This is a genomic window from Pseudomonas fluorescens, from assembly GCF_018614775.1.
Lineage (GTDB): Bacteria > Pseudomonadota > Gammaproteobacteria > Pseudomonadales > Pseudomonadaceae > Aquipseudomonas > Aquipseudomonas fluorescens_BY.
Genome location: NZ_JAGGOF010000015.1, coordinates 1 through 18,713, shown reverse-complemented (window position 1 = coordinate 18,713; position 18,713 = coordinate 1). Strand labels below are relative to the sequence as shown.

The 18,713-nt window shown below is 61.7% G+C and carries 18 protein-coding genes and 1 pseudogene; 10 read left to right on the top strand and 9 right to left on the bottom strand.

The features are described from left to right. Positions 1–37 precede the first annotated feature (37 nt). The 5 genes from ureE to J7E36_RS04370 all read left to right on the top strand — a co-directional run bounded on the left by ureE (position 38) and on the right by J7E36_RS04370 (position 3,752). Positions 38–538, top strand: coding sequence for an urease accessory protein UreE (ureE, locus tag J7E36_RS04390; RefSeq protein WP_215000242.1), 501 nt, complete (start codon positions 38–40; stop codon positions 536–538). Beyond that, the gene (locus tag J7E36_RS04385; RefSeq protein ID WP_215000240.1) at positions 535–1,209 is read left to right on the top strand and encodes an urease accessory protein UreF; all 675 of its coding nucleotides are present in this window, start codon (positions 535–537) and stop codon (positions 1,207–1,209) included. Before ureE ends, J7E36_RS04385 begins: the two co-directional genes overlap by 4 nt. A gap of 9 nt (positions 1,210–1,218) precedes the next feature. Further along, positions 1,219–1,833: an urease accessory protein UreG gene (gene ureG, locus J7E36_RS04380; RefSeq protein WP_042732585.1), complete on the top strand. Its 615-nt coding sequence runs from the start codon at positions 1,219–1,221 to the stop codon at positions 1,831–1,833. Positions 1,834–1,864: 31 nt separating this feature from the next. Next, a complete protein-coding gene (locus tag J7E36_RS04375; protein ID WP_215000238.1) occupies positions 1,865–2,437 on the top strand; it encodes a HupE/UreJ family protein in 573 nt (190 codons plus the stop codon). Between the two features lie 181 nt (positions 2,438–2,618). Beyond that, positions 2,619–3,752, top strand: coding sequence for an AGE family epimerase/isomerase (locus tag J7E36_RS04370; protein ID WP_215000236.1), 1,134 nt, complete (start codon positions 2,619–2,621; stop codon positions 3,750–3,752). Positions 3,753–3,881: 129 nt separating this feature from the next. Here the strand turns inward: J7E36_RS04370 and J7E36_RS04365 are convergent, their stop codons facing one another. The 8 genes from J7E36_RS04365 to amaB form a co-directional block, all read right to left on the bottom strand. Beyond that, entirely contained in the window at positions 3,882–4,649 is a 768-nt protein-coding gene (locus J7E36_RS04365) for an SDR family oxidoreductase (RefSeq protein WP_215000234.1), read from the bottom strand. 837 nt (positions 4,650–5,486) lie between these two features. After that, entirely contained in the window at positions 5,487–6,203 is a 717-nt protein-coding gene (locus J7E36_RS04360; protein WP_215000232.1) for an ABC transporter ATP-binding protein, read from the bottom strand. Continuing rightward, positions 6,200–7,072 (bottom strand): ABC transporter ATP-binding protein, encoded by an 873-nt coding sequence (locus J7E36_RS04355; RefSeq protein WP_215000230.1) that lies wholly within the window; start codon positions 7,070–7,072, stop codon positions 6,200–6,202. Before J7E36_RS04355 ends, J7E36_RS04360 begins: the two co-directional genes overlap by 4 nt. Then, positions 7,069–8,349, bottom strand: coding sequence for a high-affinity branched-chain amino acid ABC transporter permease LivM (livM, locus tag J7E36_RS04350; protein ID WP_215000228.1), 1,281 nt, complete (start codon positions 8,347–8,349; stop codon positions 7,069–7,071). The genes J7E36_RS04355 and livM overlap by 4 nt, the downstream gene beginning before the upstream one ends. A gap of 2 nt (positions 8,350–8,351) precedes the next feature. Next, positions 8,352–9,266, bottom strand: coding sequence for an ABC transporter permease subunit (locus J7E36_RS04345; protein WP_215000226.1), 915 nt, complete (start codon positions 9,264–9,266; stop codon positions 8,352–8,354). Positions 9,267–9,442: 176 nt separating this feature from the next. Next, positions 9,443–10,579: an ABC transporter substrate-binding protein gene (locus J7E36_RS04340; RefSeq protein WP_215000224.1), complete on the bottom strand. Its 1,137-nt coding sequence runs from the start codon at positions 10,577–10,579 to the stop codon at positions 9,443–9,445. A gap of 369 nt (positions 10,580–10,948) precedes the next feature. Further along, complete coding sequence (gene amaA, locus J7E36_RS04335) at positions 10,949–12,232, bottom strand: L-pipecolate oxidase (RefSeq protein ID WP_215000222.1); 1,284 nt, start codon at positions 12,230–12,232, stop codon at positions 10,949–10,951. A gap of 167 nt (positions 12,233–12,399) precedes the next feature. Beyond that, on the bottom strand, positions 12,400–13,890 hold the full coding sequence (amaB, locus tag J7E36_RS04330; protein WP_215000220.1) for an L-piperidine-6-carboxylate dehydrogenase: 1,491 nt from the start codon (positions 13,888–13,890) through the stop codon (positions 12,400–12,402). Positions 13,891–14,057: 167 nt separating this feature from the next. Between amaB and J7E36_RS04325 the strand changes: the two genes are divergently transcribed. The 3 genes from J7E36_RS04325 (at position 14,058) to nadE (ending at position 17,146) form a co-directional block, all read left to right on the top strand. Continuing rightward, on the top strand, positions 14,058–14,966 hold the full coding sequence (locus tag J7E36_RS04325) for a LysR family transcriptional regulator (RefSeq protein WP_215000218.1): 909 nt from the start codon (positions 14,058–14,060) through the stop codon (positions 14,964–14,966). A gap of 130 nt (positions 14,967–15,096) precedes the next feature. Further along, the gene (pncB, locus tag J7E36_RS04320; RefSeq protein WP_215000216.1) at positions 15,097–16,314 is read left to right on the top strand and encodes a nicotinate phosphoribosyltransferase; all 1,218 of its coding nucleotides are present in this window, start codon (positions 15,097–15,099) and stop codon (positions 16,312–16,314) included. A gap of 4 nt (positions 16,315–16,318) precedes the next feature. Beyond that, entirely contained in the window at positions 16,319–17,146 is an 828-nt protein-coding gene (gene nadE / locus J7E36_RS04315; protein WP_215000214.1) for an ammonia-dependent NAD(+) synthetase, read from the top strand. Between the two features lie 175 nt (positions 17,147–17,321). On the opposite strand, the gene azu is transcribed toward nadE, so the two are convergent. Beyond that, positions 17,322–17,768 (bottom strand): azurin, encoded by a 447-nt coding sequence (azu, locus tag J7E36_RS04310; protein WP_215000270.1) that lies wholly within the window; start codon positions 17,766–17,768, stop codon positions 17,322–17,324. A 345-nt stretch (positions 17,769–18,113) separates the two neighbouring features. On the opposite strand from azu, the pseudogene J7E36_RS04305 reads away from it, so the two are divergent. Further along, a pseudogene (locus J7E36_RS04305) lies at positions 18,114–18,227 on the top strand (TIGR00730 family Rossman fold protein); the annotation flags it as partial. Positions 18,228–18,295: 68 nt separating this feature from the next. Further along, a complete protein-coding gene (locus J7E36_RS04300) occupies positions 18,296–18,475 on the top strand; it encodes a hypothetical protein (protein WP_215000212.1) in 180 nt (59 codons plus the stop codon). The last annotated feature ends 238 nt before the right edge of the window (positions 18,476–18,713 follow it).

Sequence of the window (18,713 nt, the reverse complement as noted above, 5' to 3'; positions counted from 1 at the left end):
TCTAAACACCGCATCGCTCATGGCTGGAAGTATTCCGATGTTGGTGATTCATCGCAGAATCGACACTCAACCCCGCTGGGACGCCGAGCTGCGCCTGACCTTTGACGCCCGCAGCAAAAGCCGCCTGCGCTGTTTCAGTGCCGAGGGGGAAGACGTGGGGTTGTTTCTGGAGCGCGGCCAGCCGCCGCTGTACGACGGCGAATGCTTGCAGGCCGAGGACGGGCGGATCGTACGCGTGTGTGCTCGCCCCGAACAACTGCTGCACGTGACCTGCGCCAACGCGTTCGAGCTGACCCGCGCGGCCTATCACCTGGGCAATCGCCATGTCGCCCTGCAAGTGGGCGATGGCTGGTTGCGCCTGCTGGACGATTACGTGCTCAAGGCGATGCTCGAACAACTGGGCGCCGGCACCGAATCCATTGAGGCCCCGTTCCAACCGGAGCACGGCGCCTATGGCGGCGGCCACCACCACTCTCGGCACGGCGACGAAGACTTCAACTACGCGCCGCGTCTGCATCAGTTCGGCGTGCGCACATGAACCCGGCCTGGGCGCTGCTGCGCCTGGCCAGCCCGCAACTGCCGATTGGCGGCTACAGCTATTCCCAAGGGCTGGAGATGGCGGTGGATAACGGCCAGGTCAACCATGCAGACGCCGCGCGCCGCTGGATCAGTGATCAATTGCTGCTGAACCTGGCCCGCTTCGAAGCGCCTCTGCTGCTGGCGCACTGCACCGCAGCCGCCGCCGGCGACTGGGCTGCGCTGCTGCAACACAGCGAGCAACACCGTGCCAGCCGGGAAACCCGTGAGCTGTACCAGGAAAGCCGGCAGATGGGTTATTCGTTGCAGCAACTGCTCAACGGCCTGCCGGACCTTGATGACGCCGCCCGGCAGTTCCTCGAACAACGCAGCGAACCGCACCTGGCCCTGTGCTGGGCACTGGCGGCGCGCGCCTGGCAGATCGCGCCTCAGGACGCCCTCGCCGCGTGGCTGTGGAGCTGGCTGGAAAACCAACTGGCAGTTCTGATGAAAACCCTGCCCCTGGGCCAGCAAGCTGCCCAGCGCCTGACCAGCGAACTGCTGCCGCTGCTGCAACAGGCCCAACACACCGCCTCAAGCATTGATCCCGAGCATTACGGCAGCGCCGCGTTTGGCCTGTCCCTGGCGTGCATGGCCCATGAGCGCCAGTACAGCCGTCTGTTCCGTTCCTAGGAGACCCACATGAACACACAACCTTTGCGCGTCGGTATCGGCGGCCCGGTGGGCTCCGGCAAGACCGCCCTGACCCTGGCGCTGTGCCTGGCCTTGCGCGAGCGCTACAACCTGGCGGTGGTCACCAACGACATCTACACCCGTGAAGACGCCGATTTCCTGGTGCGCAACGAAGCCCTGGCGCCGGAGCGGATCATCGGCGTGGAAACCGGCGGCTGCCCGCACACGGCGATTCGCGAAGATGCCTCGATCAACCTGGAGGCGGTGGATCAACTGAACCGGCGCTTCCCAGGCCTGGACCTGATCCTGGTGGAATCGGGCGGCGACAACCTCTCGGCGACTTTCAGCCCGGAGCTGTCGGACCTGACCATCTATGTCATCGATGTCTCGGCCGGTGACAAGCTGCCGCGCAAGGGCGGGCCGGGGATCTGCAAATCCGACCTGCTGGTGATCAACAAAATCGACCTGGCCCCGCTGGTGGGGGCGTCCCTGGAGATGATGGACAGCGACACCCGGCGGATGCGCAACGGCAACCCGTTCGTGTTCAGCAACCAGAAAACCGGCCAGGGCCTGGACGAGATCATTGCCTTCATCGAACGCCAGGGCTTGCTGACCGCTGCCTGATTTTTCGACTTTTCAACAAGGAAGCCTTTTCATGACACTCAACCGCATCCTCGGCGCCCTCGCGCTGCTGCTGGCCCCGACCCTGGCCTTCGCCCACCCCGGCCATGGCGACAACGGATTGATCGCCGGCCTGGGCCACCCCATCGGCGGGCTCGACCATTTGCTGGCGATGCTGGCGGTCGGCTTGTGGGCCGCGCAACAACAGGGCGCCGCGCGCTGGGCGTTGCCTTGCACGTTCGCCGGTACTCTGCTGATCGGCGGTTTGCTGGGTTTCGAAGGCCTGGAGCTGCCGGCGCTGGAAAGCACAATTGCCGCCTCGGTCCTGGCCCTGGGTCTGGCGGTGGCATTGGCGGTGCGTCCACCGTTGAGCCTGGCGATGGGCGCGACGGCGCTGTTTGCGCTGTTCCACGGTGTGGCCCACGGCTTGGAATTGCCGGACATGTCGAGTCCATGGGCGTATGCCGCCGGGTTCGTCGCGGCGACGACGGCGCTGCATGGCGCAGGCTTCGCCCTGGTGCGCGTGTTGCCGCGAGCGGCGGCGCCGTTGGTGCGGCTGGCGGGCGCGGCTTCGGCGGGGGCTGGGGTGTGGTTGTTGGCGGGTTGATTCTTTAGCGCCTGCGCGGGCCTCATCGCGAGCAGGCTCGCTCCCACAGTTGATGGGTGTACACAGCGCCATGTGGGAGCGAGCCTGCTCGCGATGACAGACTTACAGGCGCTACCTATCTGAAGTCGATCACTCTGCTACCATGTCGCGCAATCGCCCCCAGCCGTGACGACGTCCGCCAATGCCTGATGCTTCCCGCCCCGCTCACCAGCCTGAATTGACCGCCCTGTTCGCCACGGTGCGTCAGCATTTTCACGAGGTGATCGTGCCGATGTGGCAAGGCCCGGGCTGGAATGCCGAGCTGGCGTTGCCTTACGAGTCACTGGATGCCGAGCACACGCCGCTGCCGCCCCAGCGCTACCGCGCCATGGCCTGTGCACGGCAGCTGTATGTGTTCGCCAGCCTGATTGGCGAAGTGCCCCAGGCCGAGGAGCGGGCCGGCGCGTTGTTTCGCTCGCTGCAGCGGCACTTCCACGATGCCGAACACGGTGGCTGGTTCTACAGCATCGACCCGCAAGGCGCGCCGCTGGACACCGGCAAGGACCTCTACACCCACGCCTTCATCCTGTTTGCCTGCGCCCATTACTGGGACAAGGTCCGCGAGCCGCTGGTGGAATCGGTGCTCAACGCCGCCCTGGAAGTCATCGCCCGGCGCTTTGCCTCGGGCGACGGCCTCTACGAAGCGAGCCTGAAGCGTGACTGGTCGACGCTCGGCTCCGGTCCGCTGCAAAACCCGCTGATGCATTTGGCTGAAGCCTTTCTCGCCACCCTCTCGGTTCGCGAAGACGTCAACGCCCGTCAAGCGCTGCTGAGCCTGTGCGACGGGATGTTCAAGCGCTTCACCGAGCCGAAGTTGGGCGTGATGATGGAAAAACCGCTCAAGGCTGGGGATAACTGGTTCGAGCCAGGCCACCAGTTCGAGTGGTATTTCCTGCTGGCCTCCTCGCCGCTGCTGCGTGAGAGCAAGTTGCACGCGGCCCTGGAGCGAAGCTTTGGCTTTACCGAACAACACGGCGTGAACCCGCAGTCCGGCGCGGTGTGCGCCATGTTGAACCTGGCGTCCCCCGTTACCGCACGCGATGCCACCCAGCGCATCTGGGCGCAGGCCGAGTACCTGCGCGCACTCACCCTGCGCCCGGACAGTCAGGCTGCGTTGCTGCGTCAGTTACAGGCGCTGCAACAACATTTCCTGCATGCCAAAGGCTGGAACGAATGCCTCGACGCTGAAGGCACCGTCAGCCGTCGGGACATGCCGTCCACCACGCCGTATCACCTGATGACCTGTTATCGCGGGTTGGCCGATTACCTGGCTTGACCGCTCGACTGCTATCGCGGGCAAGCCTTGCTCCCACAGGTTTGAATCATTCCTGGAGCAAAGTATGTTCCCCCGGTACAAGGCTTTCTGTGGGAGCAAGGCTTGCCCGCGATGAACGATAACGCGGTCTTATCCCTGGTTGTTGCGCTCAATGGCAAACCCGGCCCAGGTCTGGCTCACCGGCATCAGCTCCAGGCTGTTGATGTTGATGTGCGCAGGGGTGTTGAGCACCCAGTAGATGGTCTCGGCGATGTCTTGCGGCTGGATCGGCTCGGCGCCAGCGTAGGTCGCGTTGTAGCGGTCCTGGTCGCCGCCGAAGCGCACCAGTGAGAACTCGCTCTCGCACAGGCCCGGCTCGATGTTGCTCACCCGTACGCCCGTACCTTGCAGGTCGCAACGCAGGTTCAGGGAAAACTGTTTGACGAAGGCTTTGCTCGCGCCATACACGTGGCTGCCCGGATACGGGTAATTCCCCGCGATGGAACCCAGGTTGACGATCCCGGCGCCACGGCCGTGGGCGATCAGGCGCGGCAACAGCAGGCGCGTGCTGTAGAGCAACCCTTTGACGTTGGTGTCGACCATGGTGTCCCAGTCATCGAGGTCGCATTTCGGCGCCGGATCGACGCCCAGGGCCAGGCCGGCGTTGTTGATCAGCCCGCGCAGCGTGGCGAAGGACGGCGGCAGGTTGGCGATGGCCTCTTCCATGGCCTTGCGATCGCGCACGTCAACTACCAGGCCGTGGACCTCGGTCTGCTTCGACAACTCGGCACACAGGGCCTTGAGGCGTTCTTCACGACGACCGGTCAGCACCAGTTTCCAACCGGCCTCGGCAAAACGACGGGCGCAGGCTTCACCAAAACCGGACGTGGCGCCGGTGATAAACAGGGTGTTGGACATCGTGTTCTCCTTGGTCGGGCTTGAATAGCGCATTGAATGGAAATCGGCCCACAGCATGCCCGGCCCGATACGGCAGGGGCAAGGTTTGTAATATCCTGACAACTGTTCATAAAACAACCAACCACCTTGAAGCCTTGTGGAACAAGGCCTGCAAACGGTTGCGCGCACCTTATCCACAGGCGGGTCCACAGCAATCGGGGGCAAGTACAAAGGCTCCAAGCCGCTGTGCATAAGGCTTTGCGGGGGTTTTGGAAAGTTTTTTCGCTTGACCCCGCAACTGAGGTTGTGCAGATCAAGTTATCTGCTATAAGCCAAGGCTCCACACAGCGATGGCTCCAAGCCAGTAATTACGGCCTTCAGCGCGGTCTTTCCAGAGTTTAATCACAGACTTATCCACAGGCTGGCGGCGTTTTTTTCGTGCCGTCAGTGAGGGCCATAAAGGGGTTGACAATGACTGTCACTACGCACCTGAAAACACCTGATCAATAATTAATCAACACTCTGAAAGCCACGTTTTTAAAGGCTCATAGCCAGATACACCCACGTTACCCACAGCCGGTTCCACAGCAAACGGGGACAAGTCAAAAGCGTGATAAAACAACTGTTTGCGGCGACTTTATGTCGCGCTTTGGCAAGGGTTCAGGATTGTTTTCCACAATTCCTGTTTCCGCATAAACCCTGTGGGAGCGAGCCTGCTCGCGATGGCGGATTGTCAGCTGAAACTTGAGTGACTGATCCACCGCTATCGCGAGCAGGCTCGCTCCCACAGGGGTTAGCAGTGTTCTGGAAGAGATAAAAAAAACCGGCGATCACTCGCCGGATTTTGCCGCATCAACCTCAATGCCCGCCCAGATACGCGTTGCGCACCTCTTCGTTGGCGAGCAGTTCCTTGCCGGTGCCGGTCAGGCGGATCTCGCCGTTGACCATCACGTAGGCCCGGTCCGACAGCTTGAGGGCGTGGTTGGCGTTCTGCTCCACCAGGAAGATGGTCATCCCGGTGGACGCCAGCTCCCGCAGGGTCGCGAAGATCTGTTTCACCACGATCGGCGCCAGCCCCAGGCTCGGTTCGTCGAGCAGCAACAACTTAGGCCGGCTCATCAATGCCCGGGCGATGGCGAGCATCTGCTGCTCGCCGCCGGACATGGTCATGGCCCGCTGGTTGCGTCGCTCCTTGAGCCGTGGGAACAACTCGAACATGCGCTGCATGTCTTCGCTGGCGAACTTGTCACCGATGGGAATGGTGCCCATCAGCAGGTTTTCCTCGACGGTCATGTCGGGGAACACCCGCCGCCCTTCCGGCGATTGCGCAATGCCGTTGGACGCAATGTAGTGAGACGATTTGTGGGTGATGTCCACGCCCTGGTAGAGGATCTGCCCGCCGGCCGCGCGCGGCTGGCCGAAAATCGACATCAGCAGCGTCGATTTGCCGGCACCGTTGGAGCCGATCAGGCTTACGGTCTCGCCTTCGCCAATGTGCATCGAGACTTTCTTCAGGGCCTGGATCGGCCCGTAGAACACGTCCAGTTCCTTGAGTTCGAGGATCGGTCCACTCATACCAGTTCCTCTTCATCGGCACCCAGGTAGGCCGCGATCACTTTCGGATCGTTGCGAATCGCCTCCGGACCGCCTTCGGCGATCACGTTGCCGTGGTCCAGCACCACAATGTGGTCGGAAATGCTCATTACCATGCCCATGTCGTGTTCGATCAGCACCACGGTCAGATCGTGCTCGTCACGCAGCAGCCGGATCATCGCGCTCAGCGCTTCGGTTTCCTGAGGGTTGAGGCCGGCCGCCGGTTCGTCGAGGCAGATGATCTGCGGACGGGTGCACATGGCCCGGGCAATTTCCAGGCGGCGCTGCTGGCCGTAGGAAAGCTCCCCGGCCAGGCGGTTGGCGCAATCCACCAGGTCCACCACTTCCAGCCAGTAGAAGGCGTGGTCCAGGGCATCGCTTTCGGCCTTGCGGTAGCCCTTGGTGTTGAGGATGCCGGCCACCAGGCTGCGATTGACCCACATGTGCTGGGCCACCAGCAGGTTTTCCAGCACCGACATTTCCTTGAACAGGCGAATGTTCTGGAACGTCCGCGCCAGGCCGGCGCGGTTCACCAGATGGGTACCGCCAAACATCTTGTAGTACAACCGGCTGGCGAAGGACTTCGGCGACACGAAATCGGTGGGGCGAAACGCTTCGCCCAACAGTTTGATGACGTTGGTCCGCTCGCCGCGCACGTTGAGCTCGATCTTGCCGCCCGAGGCCTTGTAGAAGCCGGTCAGGCAGTTGAACACCGTGGTCTTGCCCGCACCATTGGGGCCGATCAGGGCGAAGATCGAGTTGCGCTTGACCTTCAGGCTGACGTCGCTGAGGGCCTTGATGCCGCCGAACTGCATCATCAGGTTTTCGACGGAGAGTACGACTTCGCTCATGGCGCTACTCCTTTACGCGGCGTCACACCGGTACGGCTGATGCGAATCAGGCCGCGAGGTCGCCAGATCATCATCAACACCATCAGCACGCCGAACAGCAGCACCCGGTATTCAGAGAAGCTGCGCAGCAGCTCCGGCGCCACGGTGAGCACGAATGCCGCGATCACCACACCGACTGTCGAGCCCATGCCACCGAGCACCACGATCGCCAGGATCAGCGCCGATTCGAAGAAGGTGAACGACGACGGGTTGACGAATCCCTGGTAGCTGGCGAAGAACACCCCGGCCAGGCCCGCCGTGGAAGCACCGATGGTGAAGGCCGAGAGCTTGACCAGCACATGGTTCAGGCCCATGGAGCGGCAGGCGATTTCATCTTCGCGCAGGGCTTCCCAGGCACGTCCGACCGGCATGCGGGTCAGGCGATGCTTGATGTAGAGCACCAGCAGCACCACGATGAACAGCACGATGTAGATGAACAGGAATTTCAGGTTGGGGTTGTAATCGATGCCGAAGAACTCATGGAACGGCACGCCACCGTCCTTCGCCCTTCGCCCGAACTCCAGGCCGAAGAAGGTCGGCGACGGTACAGGCATGCCATTCGGCCCGCCGGTGAAGGACAGCCAGTTGTTGAGCACCAGCCGGATGATTTCACCGAAGCCCAGGGTGACGATCGCCAGGTAGTCACCGTGCATTCGCAACACCGGGAAACCCAATATGCAGCCGGCCATCGCCGCCGCAATCGCCGCCAGCGGCAGCACCGTCCAGAAACCCAGCCCCAGGTATTGATAACCCAACGCCAGGCCATAGGCGCCAATGGCGTAGAAGGCCACGTAACCCAGGTCGAGCAGCCCCGCCAGGCCGACCACGATGTTCAGGCCCAGGCCGAGCAGCACGTAGATCAGCCCGAGGATGACCACCGTGAGCACGTATTTGTTGGCGAAAAAAGGAAACACGATGGCAATCACGATCAGCGCCGGGATGATCCAGCGCAGCCGCGACTTGTAGTCCGGTGGCAATACATGCACGCCGGAGCCGGTGCTTTCGAACCCCTGGAGCACTTTCAGGCCCTTGGGCGTTTGCAGGAACAGGCTCAAGGCAAAGCGCCCGACCATGACGATCGCCACCAGCCAGCCGACGCGGGCCGGTTGCAGGTTGAAGCTGTAGCCGTCGAGCACTACGCCGACAATCGGCCCGAACACGATCAGCGAGATCAGCCCGGCCAGGATCGCGTCGATGACGCTCTGTTTGATATCAATCGGTTTATTGGCAGCAGACATACTTATACCTTCGCCACGAGTGGGCGACCCAGCAGGCCTTGGGGACGGAAAATCAGGATCATCACCAGCAGCGAGAAACTGAACACGTCTTTGTAGTCGGAGTTGATCAGACCGGAGAACAGCGACTCGGAGATCCCGAGGATGATCCCGCCGAGCATCGCCCCAGGCAGGGAGCCAATGCCGCCGAGGACCGCCGCGGTGAACGCCTTGATGCCGATGATGAAGCCGGCATAGAAATCGAACGTGCCGTAGTTCATGGTGATCAGCACGCCGGCCAAAGCCGCCATGGCCGCCCCGATGATGAACACGTAGGAAATCACCCGGTCGGTGTTGATCCCCAGGATCGAGGCCATCTTGCGGTCTTGCTGGGTAGCGCGGCACATGCGTCCGAGCTTGGTGTACTTGATGATGTAGGTCAGCAGGCCCATCCCGGCAAACGCCGCGATCAGGATGAAGATCTTGGTGTAGGTCAGTTGCACGAAACCACTGCCGATGTCGACGCGCATGGCGCCTTCCAGCAGTGTTGGCACACCCTGTTGGCGGGCGCCCTGGCTGATCTGCGCGTAGTTCTGCAGGATCAGCGAGATGCCGATGGCACTGATCAGCGGTGCCAGGCGGGTGGAGTTGCGCAGCGGTTTGTAGGCGACGCGTTCGATGACCCAGCCGTAGACCCCGGTGACCACGACCGTGAACACCAGGGTGCCGAGGATCATCAGCGGAAAGGATTCGATACCGAAGTAAGCCAGCAGAGCCAGACTGATTGCCGCGAGGTACGCGGAAATCATGTAAACCTCGCCGTGGGCGAAGTTGATCATGCCGATGATGCCGTAGACCATTGTGTAGCCGATGGCGATCAGACCATAGACCGACCCGAGGGTCAGGCCGTTGATCAGTTGCTGCAGGAAAATACCATCCATAACGCGATCTCACGCAGTAAGAGACTGCACGACCCCGGTGAGCACGAGGAGGACTCAAGGGCGTGCAGCTCGTAGGGAAAAACAGACGGGCCTTCTGGCCAATGCCAGTCGGGAAGGCTGAACACAGTCTCTGTGGCGAGGGTGCTCCCCCCGCCACAGGCGGTCATCCCTTCAAATTACTTCTGTTTTTCCAGCTGATGGTATTTGCCTTCCTTGTCCCACTGGTAAACCACGTAGTCGGAGACTTTCAAGTCGCCCTTGGTGTCCCATTCCTTCTTGCCCATCACCGTCTGGACCGGGTTGGCCTTGAGCCACTTGGCAGCGTCCTCGCCCTTGTTGGACTTGGCACCGTTGAAACCGGCAGCCAGCGCCTGGACCGACGCGTAGGCGTACAGGGTGTAGCCTTCAGGCTCGACGCCCTGGGCGCGGAAAGCATCCACCACGGCCTTGCTGTCGGGCAGCAGGCGCGGGTCGGCGCCGAAGGTCATGTAGACGCCATCGACGTATTGCGCGCCGCCGGCGGTGGTGACCAGTTCGTCAGTCACGATGCCGTCATCGGACATGAATTTCACGTCCTTGAGACCTTGTTCACGCAGTTGGCGAACCAGTGGACCGGCTTCCGGGTGCAGGCCGCCGAAGTAGACCACGTCGGCACCGGCCGCACGGATCTTGGTCACCACGGCACTGAAGTCTTTCTCGCCACGGGTCAGGCCTTCATACAGCACGGCCTTCACGCCACGCTTTTCCAGCTGAGCCTTGGTGGCATCCGCCAGGCCTTGGCCGTAGGTGTCCTTGTCGTGCAGCACGACGACTTTCTTGCCCTTGAGCACGTCGACGATGTAGTCGCCGGCCACGATGCCTTGCTGGTCGTCACGGCCGCACATACGGAACATCGCGCTCAAGCCGCGTTCGGTAACGGCCGGGTTGGTCGAGCCCGGGGTGATGGCGATGATGCCGGCTTCGTCATAGACCTCGGAGGCGGGAATGGTGTTGGACGAGCAGAAGTGCCCGACCACGCCGATTACTTTGTCCTGGTCAACCAGCCGGTTGGCCACGGCCACGGCCTGCTTGGGCTCGCAGGCATCGTCGCCGGCGACCAGGACGATTTTTTCCCCGTTGACGCCACCCGCTTTGTTGATGACATCGGCGGCTGCCTGGGCACCCTTCATGTACTGCTCGCCAAATGCCGCGTTGGCCCCTGTCATCGGCCCCGCCACACCAAATTTCACATCAGCTTGAGCAAACGCAGAAACACCCAGCGCAGTTGCCACTGCGAGGGCCAGGAAGCCTTTTTTGTAAAACGTCTGGGACATGAGGTGGTGCTCCAAGGTTTTTTTAGTTGGCACTGCGAGTTCATTTCGCTGAAAAGCTCAGAGCAAGGGCCGTGCCATCGGTTTTTTATTCTGAAAAAAGTCGCTGCTTTATTGTTATTTCGACTGTTTCGGGCCCTTTTTCATGGGGCGTGCAACCGTCTAGACCGTGCGAGGTGCAACCTTTCATTTATGTGGGTGAAACCCTCCCTGAGCCATCATTGCAACCATCGCGCGAAACGACGTGCAACCACGCTGTAACATCCCGCGTCACCGAACTGCACACTGTCGGTGCGCAACTGCTACAACCCGCACCATAACAGGCTAGCCGCTGCGGTGGAAAACGCGGGCGCCAGTAACATTTTTCTACACTCAGATGACGATCCGCAGGCACTGGCCCGCGTGATACAGCGAAAAGCCCGCCTCGTACAGGCAACTGCGCAGACCGACACCGGCCAGCGGTTGCATCGGCGCGAACGGGATCGGCAGCGCCTTGGGGTCGCCATGGCAGAGATAATCGGCGAAGGCCTTGCCGACCACGGTCCCGGTGGTCACGCCGCGACCGTTGTAGCCCGTCACTGCCACCAGACCTGGGGCCGGTTCGAACAGGCGCATCAGGTGGTCGGGTGTAAAGGCAATGCACCCGGTCCAGGTGCACTCCCACTCCACCGACTTGAGGTAGGGGAAATAATGCTGTTGCACACGGTCGGCCCAAGCCTTGAGGAACCAGGTCGGCTTGCGGTTGCCGTTGCCCAGGCTGCCCAGCAACAGACGCCCTTCCTTGTCCCGGCGAATACTGCTCAATACCTGGCGGGTGTCCCACGAACCTTGGCCGCCCGGCAGGATGCGCCGGGCAGCGTCGTCGGTCAGCGGCACGGAGGCGACCTGATAGTAATAGCCGGGGAAAAAGTTGCGCCGCAGTTCGGTCCAGTCGCCCTCGGTGTAAGCGTTGGAGGCGATCACCACCTGCTCGGCCAGCACCGAGCCCTGGGCAGTCTGCACGGACCAGCGCTGGCCCTGGCGCTCCAGGCGCGTCACGACGGAATGGTCGAACAGCTGGCCGCCAAGGTCCTTGGCCGCCTTGGCCAACCCGCTGGTGTAGGCCATGGGGTTGAGCGTGCCGGCACGTCGGTCGAGCAACGCGGCGGCGATTTTTGTCGTGCCGGTGGCATCAGTACAAGCCTGACCCGTGAGCAATTCCACCGGGGCGCCGCGGCGCTTCCATTGTTCTTCGCGACTGCGCAGGTCGGCCTCGCCCCGGGCGTTATGAGCCATGTGCAGCGTGCCTTCGCGGCGCAGCTGACAGTCGATGTTGTATTTGTCGACGAGGCTGAACACCAGCGCCGGCGCCGCCCCCAGCATGCGATTGAGCTGGCTGCCCACCGCTTCGCCGAACCCGGCCTCGATATCATCCGGCGGGATCCACAGGCCGGCGTTCACCAGCCCGACGTTACGCCCCGATCCGCCCTGCCCGGCCCGATGCGCCTCCAGCACCGCGACGCGCTTGCCTTGTTCCAGCAGATGCACCGCCGCCGATAACCCGGTGAAGCCGGCGCCGATCACGCAGACATCGACCGTAATCTCGCCGGCGAGTGCGCTGTTTTCAGGCCTTTGCGGCGTCAGTTTTTCCCACAGACATTCTTCGCGTAACGGCATTGCCAGACTCCAACAGAAACCTAACAAACACTTAGTTAAATGTGGGAGCGAGCCTGCTCGCGATAGCGTGGTGTCAGTCGACACACATGCCAGCCGAACCATTGCCATCGCGAGCAGGCTCGCTCCCACAGGGGATCTTCATGAGAGGAAGATCCTGTTGACTGACCTCAGTCGAAGGTAATCCCCTGCGCCAACGGCAACTCCAGCGAGTAGTTCACGGTGTTGGTCTGGCGACGCATGTAGCCGCGCCAGGCGTCGGAGCCGGATTCGCGGCCGCCGCCGGTTTCTTTCTCGCCACCGAACGCACCGCCGATTTCCGCGCCGCTCGGGCCGATGTTGACGTTGGCGATGCCGCAATCGCTGCCCACGGCCGACATGAACTGCTCGGCTTCGCGCACGTCGGTGGTGAAGATGCAGGACGACAGGCCTTGGGGCACCGAGTTGTTCAGGTGCAGGGCCTCGGCGAAGTCCTTGTAGCCGACCACGTACAGGATCGGCGCGAACGTCTCGTGGCGCACCACGTCGCTCTGCTCGGGCATCTCGACGATGGCCGGCGACACGTAATAGGCATTCGGGAACTGGTCTTCGAGCTGGCGCTTGCCCCCGAATACCCGCCCGCCTTCGCTCAGGGCCTGCTCCAGCGCATCCTGCATGTTGTCGAAGCTGTGCTTGTCGATCAGCGGACCGACCAGGTTGCCTTCCAATGGGTGGCCGATGCGTACTTTCGAATAGGCGGCCTTGAGGCGGGTGACGATTTCTTCCTTCACCGACTCATGGGCGATCAGGCGACGCAACGTGGTGCAGCGCTGGCCGGCAGTGCCGACGGCGCTGAACAGGATGGCGCGCACGGCCATGTCCAGGTCCGCACTCGGTGCCAGGATCATGGCGTTGTTGCCGCCCAGTTCGAGGATGCTGCGGGCGAAACGCGCCGCGACTTTCGGCGCCACCTCGCGGCCCATGCGGGTGCTGCCGGTGGCGCTGATCAAGGCCACGCGCGGATCGTCCACCAGCGCCTCACCGGCATCACGACCGCCGATGATCACCTGGCTCAGGTACGGTGGCGCATCGCTGAAGTTCTTCAGCACGCGCTCGAACAGCGCCTGGCAAGCCAGGGCGGTGAGCGGGGTCTTTTCCGATGGCTTCCAGATCACCGCATTGCCGCAGACCAGGGCCAGTGTGGTGTTCCAGGCCCAGACCGCCACCGGGAAGTTGAAAGCACTGATTACCCCGACCACGCCCAGCGGATGCCAGGTTTCACGCATGTGGTGGCCTGGACGCTCGGAGGCGATGGTCAGGCCGTACAACTGGCGGGACAGGCCGACGGCGAAGTCGCAGATGTCGATCATCTCTTGCACTTCACCCAGGCCTTCCTGGGTGATCTTGCCGGCTTCCCATGACACCAGTTCACCGAGATCGGCCTTGTACTCGCGCAAGAGGTCGCCGAACTGACGCACCAGCTCGCCGCGGCGCGGTGCCGGCACCTTGCGCCACAGGTCGAAGGCGTGTTCGGCACGGCTGACCTGCTGCTCGACTTCGGCGGCGCCTTCCCAGTTCACGGCGCCGATGCGGCTGCCATCAATGGGTGAATGCACCGGTTGTGTGCCGTTCTGGTACAGGGCCGGGTCGACACCGAGGCGATCAAGCAATGCAGCAACCATGGGAAACTCCTCAAACGAAAGACGAAGGGTCGGCAGCCGGACGATGACGGCTGATCAGGACTGTAGTTGTAGCTGGCGCGAGACTTGCCAACAAACGACCATTAAGCGAGATATCATTCCGTTTATTCATGCTGCCCGTGCAGAGCGACCGGAAACAAGGCCTCATCATGCTCAACAAACGCTATTTGCCATCGATCACGGCGCTGCAATGCTTCGAAGCGGTCACGCGACACCTGAGTTTCACCCGGGCCGCCGAGGAGCTGCACCTGACCCAGAGCGCCGTCAGCAAACAGGTCGCGCAACTGGAGGAACTGCTGCAGCACTTGCTGTTTCGACGGGTACGTCGACGCCTGCAATTGACGCCTGCCGGAGAGTTGTACCTGGGTGAAGTACGAAAAATCCTCACGCAGGTGGAGATGTCTACTCATTACCTGCGTTCCTACGGTGGCGACACCGAAGTACTGCGAGTCTCCACGCCCCCGACCTTCGGCGCCCGCTGGCTGGTTCCGCGCTTGAAGGGCTGGCGCCTGCGGCATCCGACGATTCACCTGGACCTGTGCAGCGAACAGGAGGCCGACGACTTGCAGCAAGGTCGCAGCGACCTGGCGTTCTATTTCGGCCAGGGCTCACGGCCTGGCACCGAATCCCTGAAGCTGTTTGGCGAAGAACTGGTGCCGGTCTGCGCACCCGGCAGCCTGCCCGACCAGCCCTTCAGCGACCCGACCCAACTGGCCGACCTGGTGCTGCTGCAGAACGCCTCGCGGCCCCAGGCCTGGCATGACTGGTTCGACAGCCAGGGCTACCACACCGAACACAGCTACCACGGGCCGCGCTTCGAAACCTTCTACATGTGCATCCGCGCCGCCCAGGTCGGCTGCGGCGTTGCGTTGCTGCCGCGGTTTTTGGTGGAAGAAGAACTGGCCGACGGAAAACTGGTCATCCCCTGGCAACACGCAATGCCCAGCACCCACGCTTATTACCTGGCCTACCCCGAGCATTCGGCGGAAGTGCCCAAGGTGAAACTGTTTGTGGAGTGGATGCTGGAGCAAATAGCCAACCCAGATGCACCGCAGTAGGAGCGTCGCCACAAAAGCCTGTATCCAAAAAACACTGGCAATACCGACCACTGATGTGCGCCACTACATCCTTCATCGAAACCGCTGTCCGACGCCGCCCCATGCGGCGACCTGCCTGGAGATTCCCGCCATGAGCGAGAGTGTATTTGCCGATCGTATCGTGCAGAACCTGCTCGACACTGACTTCTACAAACTGACGATGATGCAGGCGGTGCTTCACAACTACCCCAACGTCGAAGTCGAGTGGGAATTTCGTTGCCGCAACAGCGAGGACCTGCGCCCGTACCTGGCGGAGATCCGCTTTCAGATCGAGCGCCTGGCCGAGTTGAACCTGAGCGCCGACCAGTTGGGTTTTCTCGAACGCATCAGCTTTCTGAAACCGGACTTCCTGCGCTTCCTGGGCCTGTTTCGCTTCAACCTGCGTTATGTGCACACCGGCATCGAAAACGGCGAGCTGTTCATCCGCCTGCGTGGCCCCTGGCTGCACGTGATCTTGTTCGAAGTACCGTTGCTGGCCATCGTCAGCGAAGTGCGCAACCGTTATCGCCACCAGGAAATCGTCCTGGAGCAGGCGCGGGAGCAGCTGTATCGCAAGTTCGACTGGCTGAGCGCCAACGCCAGCGCCGACGAACTGTCCGAACTGCAAGTGGCGGACTTCGGCACCCGGCGACGCTTTTCCTACCGTGTCCAGGAGGAAGTGGTGAACGTGCTCAAGCACGATTTCCCCGGACGCTTCGTCGGCACCAGCAACGTGCACCTGTCCCGGGAGCTGGATATGAAACCCTTGGGCACCATGGCCCATGAGTGGATCATGGCCCATCAGCAACTGGGCCCACGGCTGATCGACAGCCAGATCGCCGCCCTCGACTGCTGGGTGCGCGAGTACCGCGGCCTGCTGGGGATCGCACTGACCGATTGCATCACCATGGACGCGTTCCTGACGGATTTCGATCTGTTCTTCGCCAAGCTGTTCGACGGCCTGCGCCATGACTCGGGCGACCCGGTGATCTGGGCGGAAAAAGCTATCGCCCACTACCACAAGCTCGGCATCGACCCGATGAGCAAGACCCTGGTGTTCTCCGACAGTCTGAACTTGCCCAAATGCCTGGAGATTTTCCGCGCATTGCGTGGTCGCATCAATGTCAGCTTCGGTATCGGCACCAACCTGACCTGTGATATCCCAGGCGTGGAGCCCATGAGCATCGTGCTTAAAATGATCAGCTGTGACGGGCAACCCGTGGCCAAGATTTCAGATGAGCCCGGCAAGACCCACTGCAAGGACCCGAATTTCGTCGCCTACATGCGACACGTCTTCCAAGTACCTGCCGCCCTTTCTAGCAAGGAGTGAATTCATGCAAGCCGTACAGCGTGAGATTGCTGAACAGCTCAACGTCCAGCCACCGTTCGCCGATGACGCCGCCCTCAAGGCCGACATCGCCCGGCGGGTCAGCTTCATCCAGGATTGCCTGGTCAATTCCGGGCTCAAGAGCCTCGTGCTGGGCATCAGTGGCGGCGTCGACTCGTTGACCGCCGGGCTACTGGCCCAGCGCGCCGTGCGCGAACTGCGGGAAAAATCCGGCAACCCGGCCTACAAGTTCATCGCCGTGCGCCTGCCGTATGAAACCCAGTTCGACGAGCACGAAGCACAAGCCTGTGTCGACTTCATCGAGCCGGACGAGCGCCACACCGTCAACATCGGCCCGGCCGTCAAGGCCTTGGCCAAGGAAGTCCTGGCATTCGAAGGCAAGGCGCCGGGCTCGCGGGATTTCGTGCTGGGCAATACCAAGGCGCGGATGCGCATGGTGGCGCAATACACCATCGCCGGTGCCGAGCAAGGCCTGGTGATCGGCACCGACCATGCGGCCGAAGCGGTGATGGGCTTCTTCACCAAGTTCGGTGACGGCGCCTGTGACCTCGCGCCGTTGAGCGGCCTGGTGAAAAACCAGGTCCGGGCCATCGCCCGGGACTTCGGCGCGCCGGAATCGCTGGTGGAAAAAGTCCCCACCGCCGACCTCGAAGACCTGTCTCCTGGCAAACCCGACGAAGCCGCCCACGGCGTGACCTATGGCGAGATCGATGCCTTTTTGCACGGCCAGACCATTCGCGAGGACGCGGCCCGGATCATCTGCGAAACCTACCGCAAGACCGAGCACAAGCGGGTGATGCCCTACGCCCCCTGACCGGCACCAAAAACCCTGTGGGAGCGAGCTTGCTCGCGATGGCGGCAGGTCAGCCAGCATGGTAGTTGGCTGACACTGCGCCATCGCGAGCAGGCTCGCTCCCACATTAGGGATACGGTGATTTGCCAGGCATAAAAAAGCGCCCTGCGTCGGGCGCTTTTTTGTGCCTGAAGAATTACTTCAAGGTCACGGTACCTTTCATCATCGAAATGTGGCCCGGGAACGAGCAGAAGAAGCCGTACTTTTCGGCAGCGTCGAGCTTCGACACGTCGAAGGTGACCGAGTCGGTTTCATTGGCACCAATGATCTTGGTGTGGGCAATGACACGAGCGTCGCCCTCTTTCAGGTAGTTCTTGTCGATACCGGCGCCCAGGCCATCGGTGGCGATCGGCTGCATGTCCGCCTCTTTGCTCAGCACCCAGTTATGGCCCATGACGTTTTTCGGCAGGTTGCCCGAGTGTTTCAGCTCAACGGTGAACTCCTTGCAGCTCTTGTCGATCTCGATGGCCTTGGTGTTGTAGGACATCTGGTCGGTCGAGTCGATGGTGGTCTTGCACTCCGCTGCCATCAGTTGGCTGCTGGCCAGCGTCAACAGGGATACTGCTACAAGTTTGGCGAACATCATGAATCTCCAAGGCATGGTTAGAAAATTCCTTCAAGGGGGAAGACTGCCCTAATTTCAGACAAGTTCCTATGACCTGAATCAAAAATTGTATACAACTTAAGGCTATCAGCCTGATGGACACAATCAACCAGCCAGACCCACGACCCGCGCCTATGATCGGCTCCATCACCTCTCTGGAGCGCCGTCATGAACCTCAACAGCCTGTTATGCAGCTTGCTCGCCGCCTATGCCTGCGGCGCCAGTGGCACCTACGAAAAACCCCAGCGCGAGGTTTGAGGCCTCGCGCCCCTTTGCACGACAGCGGCCAGGCTTTACTCTGGAGCGGCAGAGCATGTCCGTGGCGCGCCTCATCGTGACATGCTGCAAGGGAGCGAATCACCGCGCGAGTTGCTCGATGCGCTGGGGGAATGGCAGCCCTCGGTGCAATCAAAGCGGGCCGGACAAAAACCCCGCTAACGGCTCGGCCCCGATACAGGGCAGAATATGCGCCGCTCAACCTCACCTTCGACCCAAGAGGATCGCCCATGGCCAAACCCAATTATTCCTTCGCCAAACGTCAACGAGACCTGGCCAAGGAGCAGAAGAAAGAGGAAAAGCTGCAGCGCAAGAAAGCCTCGGCTGACGAAACGGAACTGAACCCGGATACTGAAGCCGAAGAGACGGCAGACGATGCTGCACCGAAAGAGCAGGCGCCAGACGCCTGAGCCACTCCTGGCCCGATGATCCGATCGGGCCTGCCTGGAGGCCAGTCCGGGAGAGGACGGCTTGCCCGCGATAGGGCCCGCCAGCTCTGACTGGAATATCCAGCGCCGCCATCGCGAGCAAGCTTTGCTCCGATGACGTCCGCGAATCCAACATCACATGCAAACCGACCCACCGCCAGGATCTGGATCTGGATCTGGTTGACCGTGTACATATCCATTGCTGCGGTAACGGCTGCTT

Coding starts and splice junctions, on each gene's coding strand:
- ureE (WP_215000242.1), top strand. CDS start 38: ATGTTGGTGATTCATCGCAGAATCGACACTCAACCCCGCTGGGACGCC.
- J7E36_RS04385 (WP_215000240.1), top strand. CDS start 535: ATGAACCCGGCCTGGGCGCTGCTGCGCCTGGCCAGCCCGCAACTGCCG.
- ureG (WP_042732585.1), top strand. CDS start 1,219: ATGAACACACAACCTTTGCGCGTCGGTATCGGCGGCCCGGTGGGCTCC.
- J7E36_RS04375 (WP_215000238.1), top strand. CDS start 1,865: ATGACACTCAACCGCATCCTCGGCGCCCTCGCGCTGCTGCTGGCCCCG.
- J7E36_RS04370 (WP_215000236.1), top strand. CDS start 2,619: ATGCCTGATGCTTCCCGCCCCGCTCACCAGCCTGAATTGACCGCCCTG.
- J7E36_RS04365 (WP_215000234.1), bottom strand. CDS start 4,649: ATGTCCAACACCCTGTTTATCACCGGCGCCACGTCCGGTTTTGGTGAA.
- J7E36_RS04360 (WP_215000232.1), bottom strand. CDS start 6,203: ATGAGTGGACCGATCCTCGAACTCAAGGAACTGGACGTGTTCTACGGG.
- J7E36_RS04355 (WP_215000230.1), bottom strand. CDS start 7,072: ATGAGCGAAGTCGTACTCTCCGTCGAAAACCTGATGATGCAGTTCGGC.
- livM (WP_215000228.1), bottom strand. CDS start 8,349: ATGTCTGCTGCCAATAAACCGATTGATATCAAACAGAGCGTCATCGAC.
- J7E36_RS04345 (WP_215000226.1), bottom strand. CDS start 9,266: ATGGATGGTATTTTCCTGCAGCAACTGATCAACGGCCTGACCCTCGGG.
- J7E36_RS04340 (WP_215000224.1), bottom strand. CDS start 10,579: ATGTCCCAGACGTTTTACAAAAAAGGCTTCCTGGCCCTCGCAGTGGCA.
- amaA (WP_215000222.1), bottom strand. CDS start 12,232: ATGCCGTTACGCGAAGAATGTCTGTGGGAAAAACTGACGCCGCAAAGG.
- amaB (WP_215000220.1), bottom strand. CDS start 13,890: ATGGTTGCTGCATTGCTTGATCGCCTCGGTGTCGACCCGGCCCTGTAC.
- J7E36_RS04325 (WP_215000218.1), top strand. CDS start 14,058: ATGCTCAACAAACGCTATTTGCCATCGATCACGGCGCTGCAATGCTTC.
- pncB (WP_215000216.1), top strand. CDS start 15,097: ATGAGCGAGAGTGTATTTGCCGATCGTATCGTGCAGAACCTGCTCGAC.
- nadE (WP_215000214.1), top strand. CDS start 16,319: ATGCAAGCCGTACAGCGTGAGATTGCTGAACAGCTCAACGTCCAGCCA.
- azu (WP_215000270.1), bottom strand. CDS start 17,768: ATGTTCGCCAAACTTGTAGCAGTATCCCTGTTGACGCTGGCCAGCAGC.
- J7E36_RS04300 (WP_215000212.1), top strand. CDS start 18,296: ATGGCCAAACCCAATTATTCCTTCGCCAAACGTCAACGAGACCTGGCC.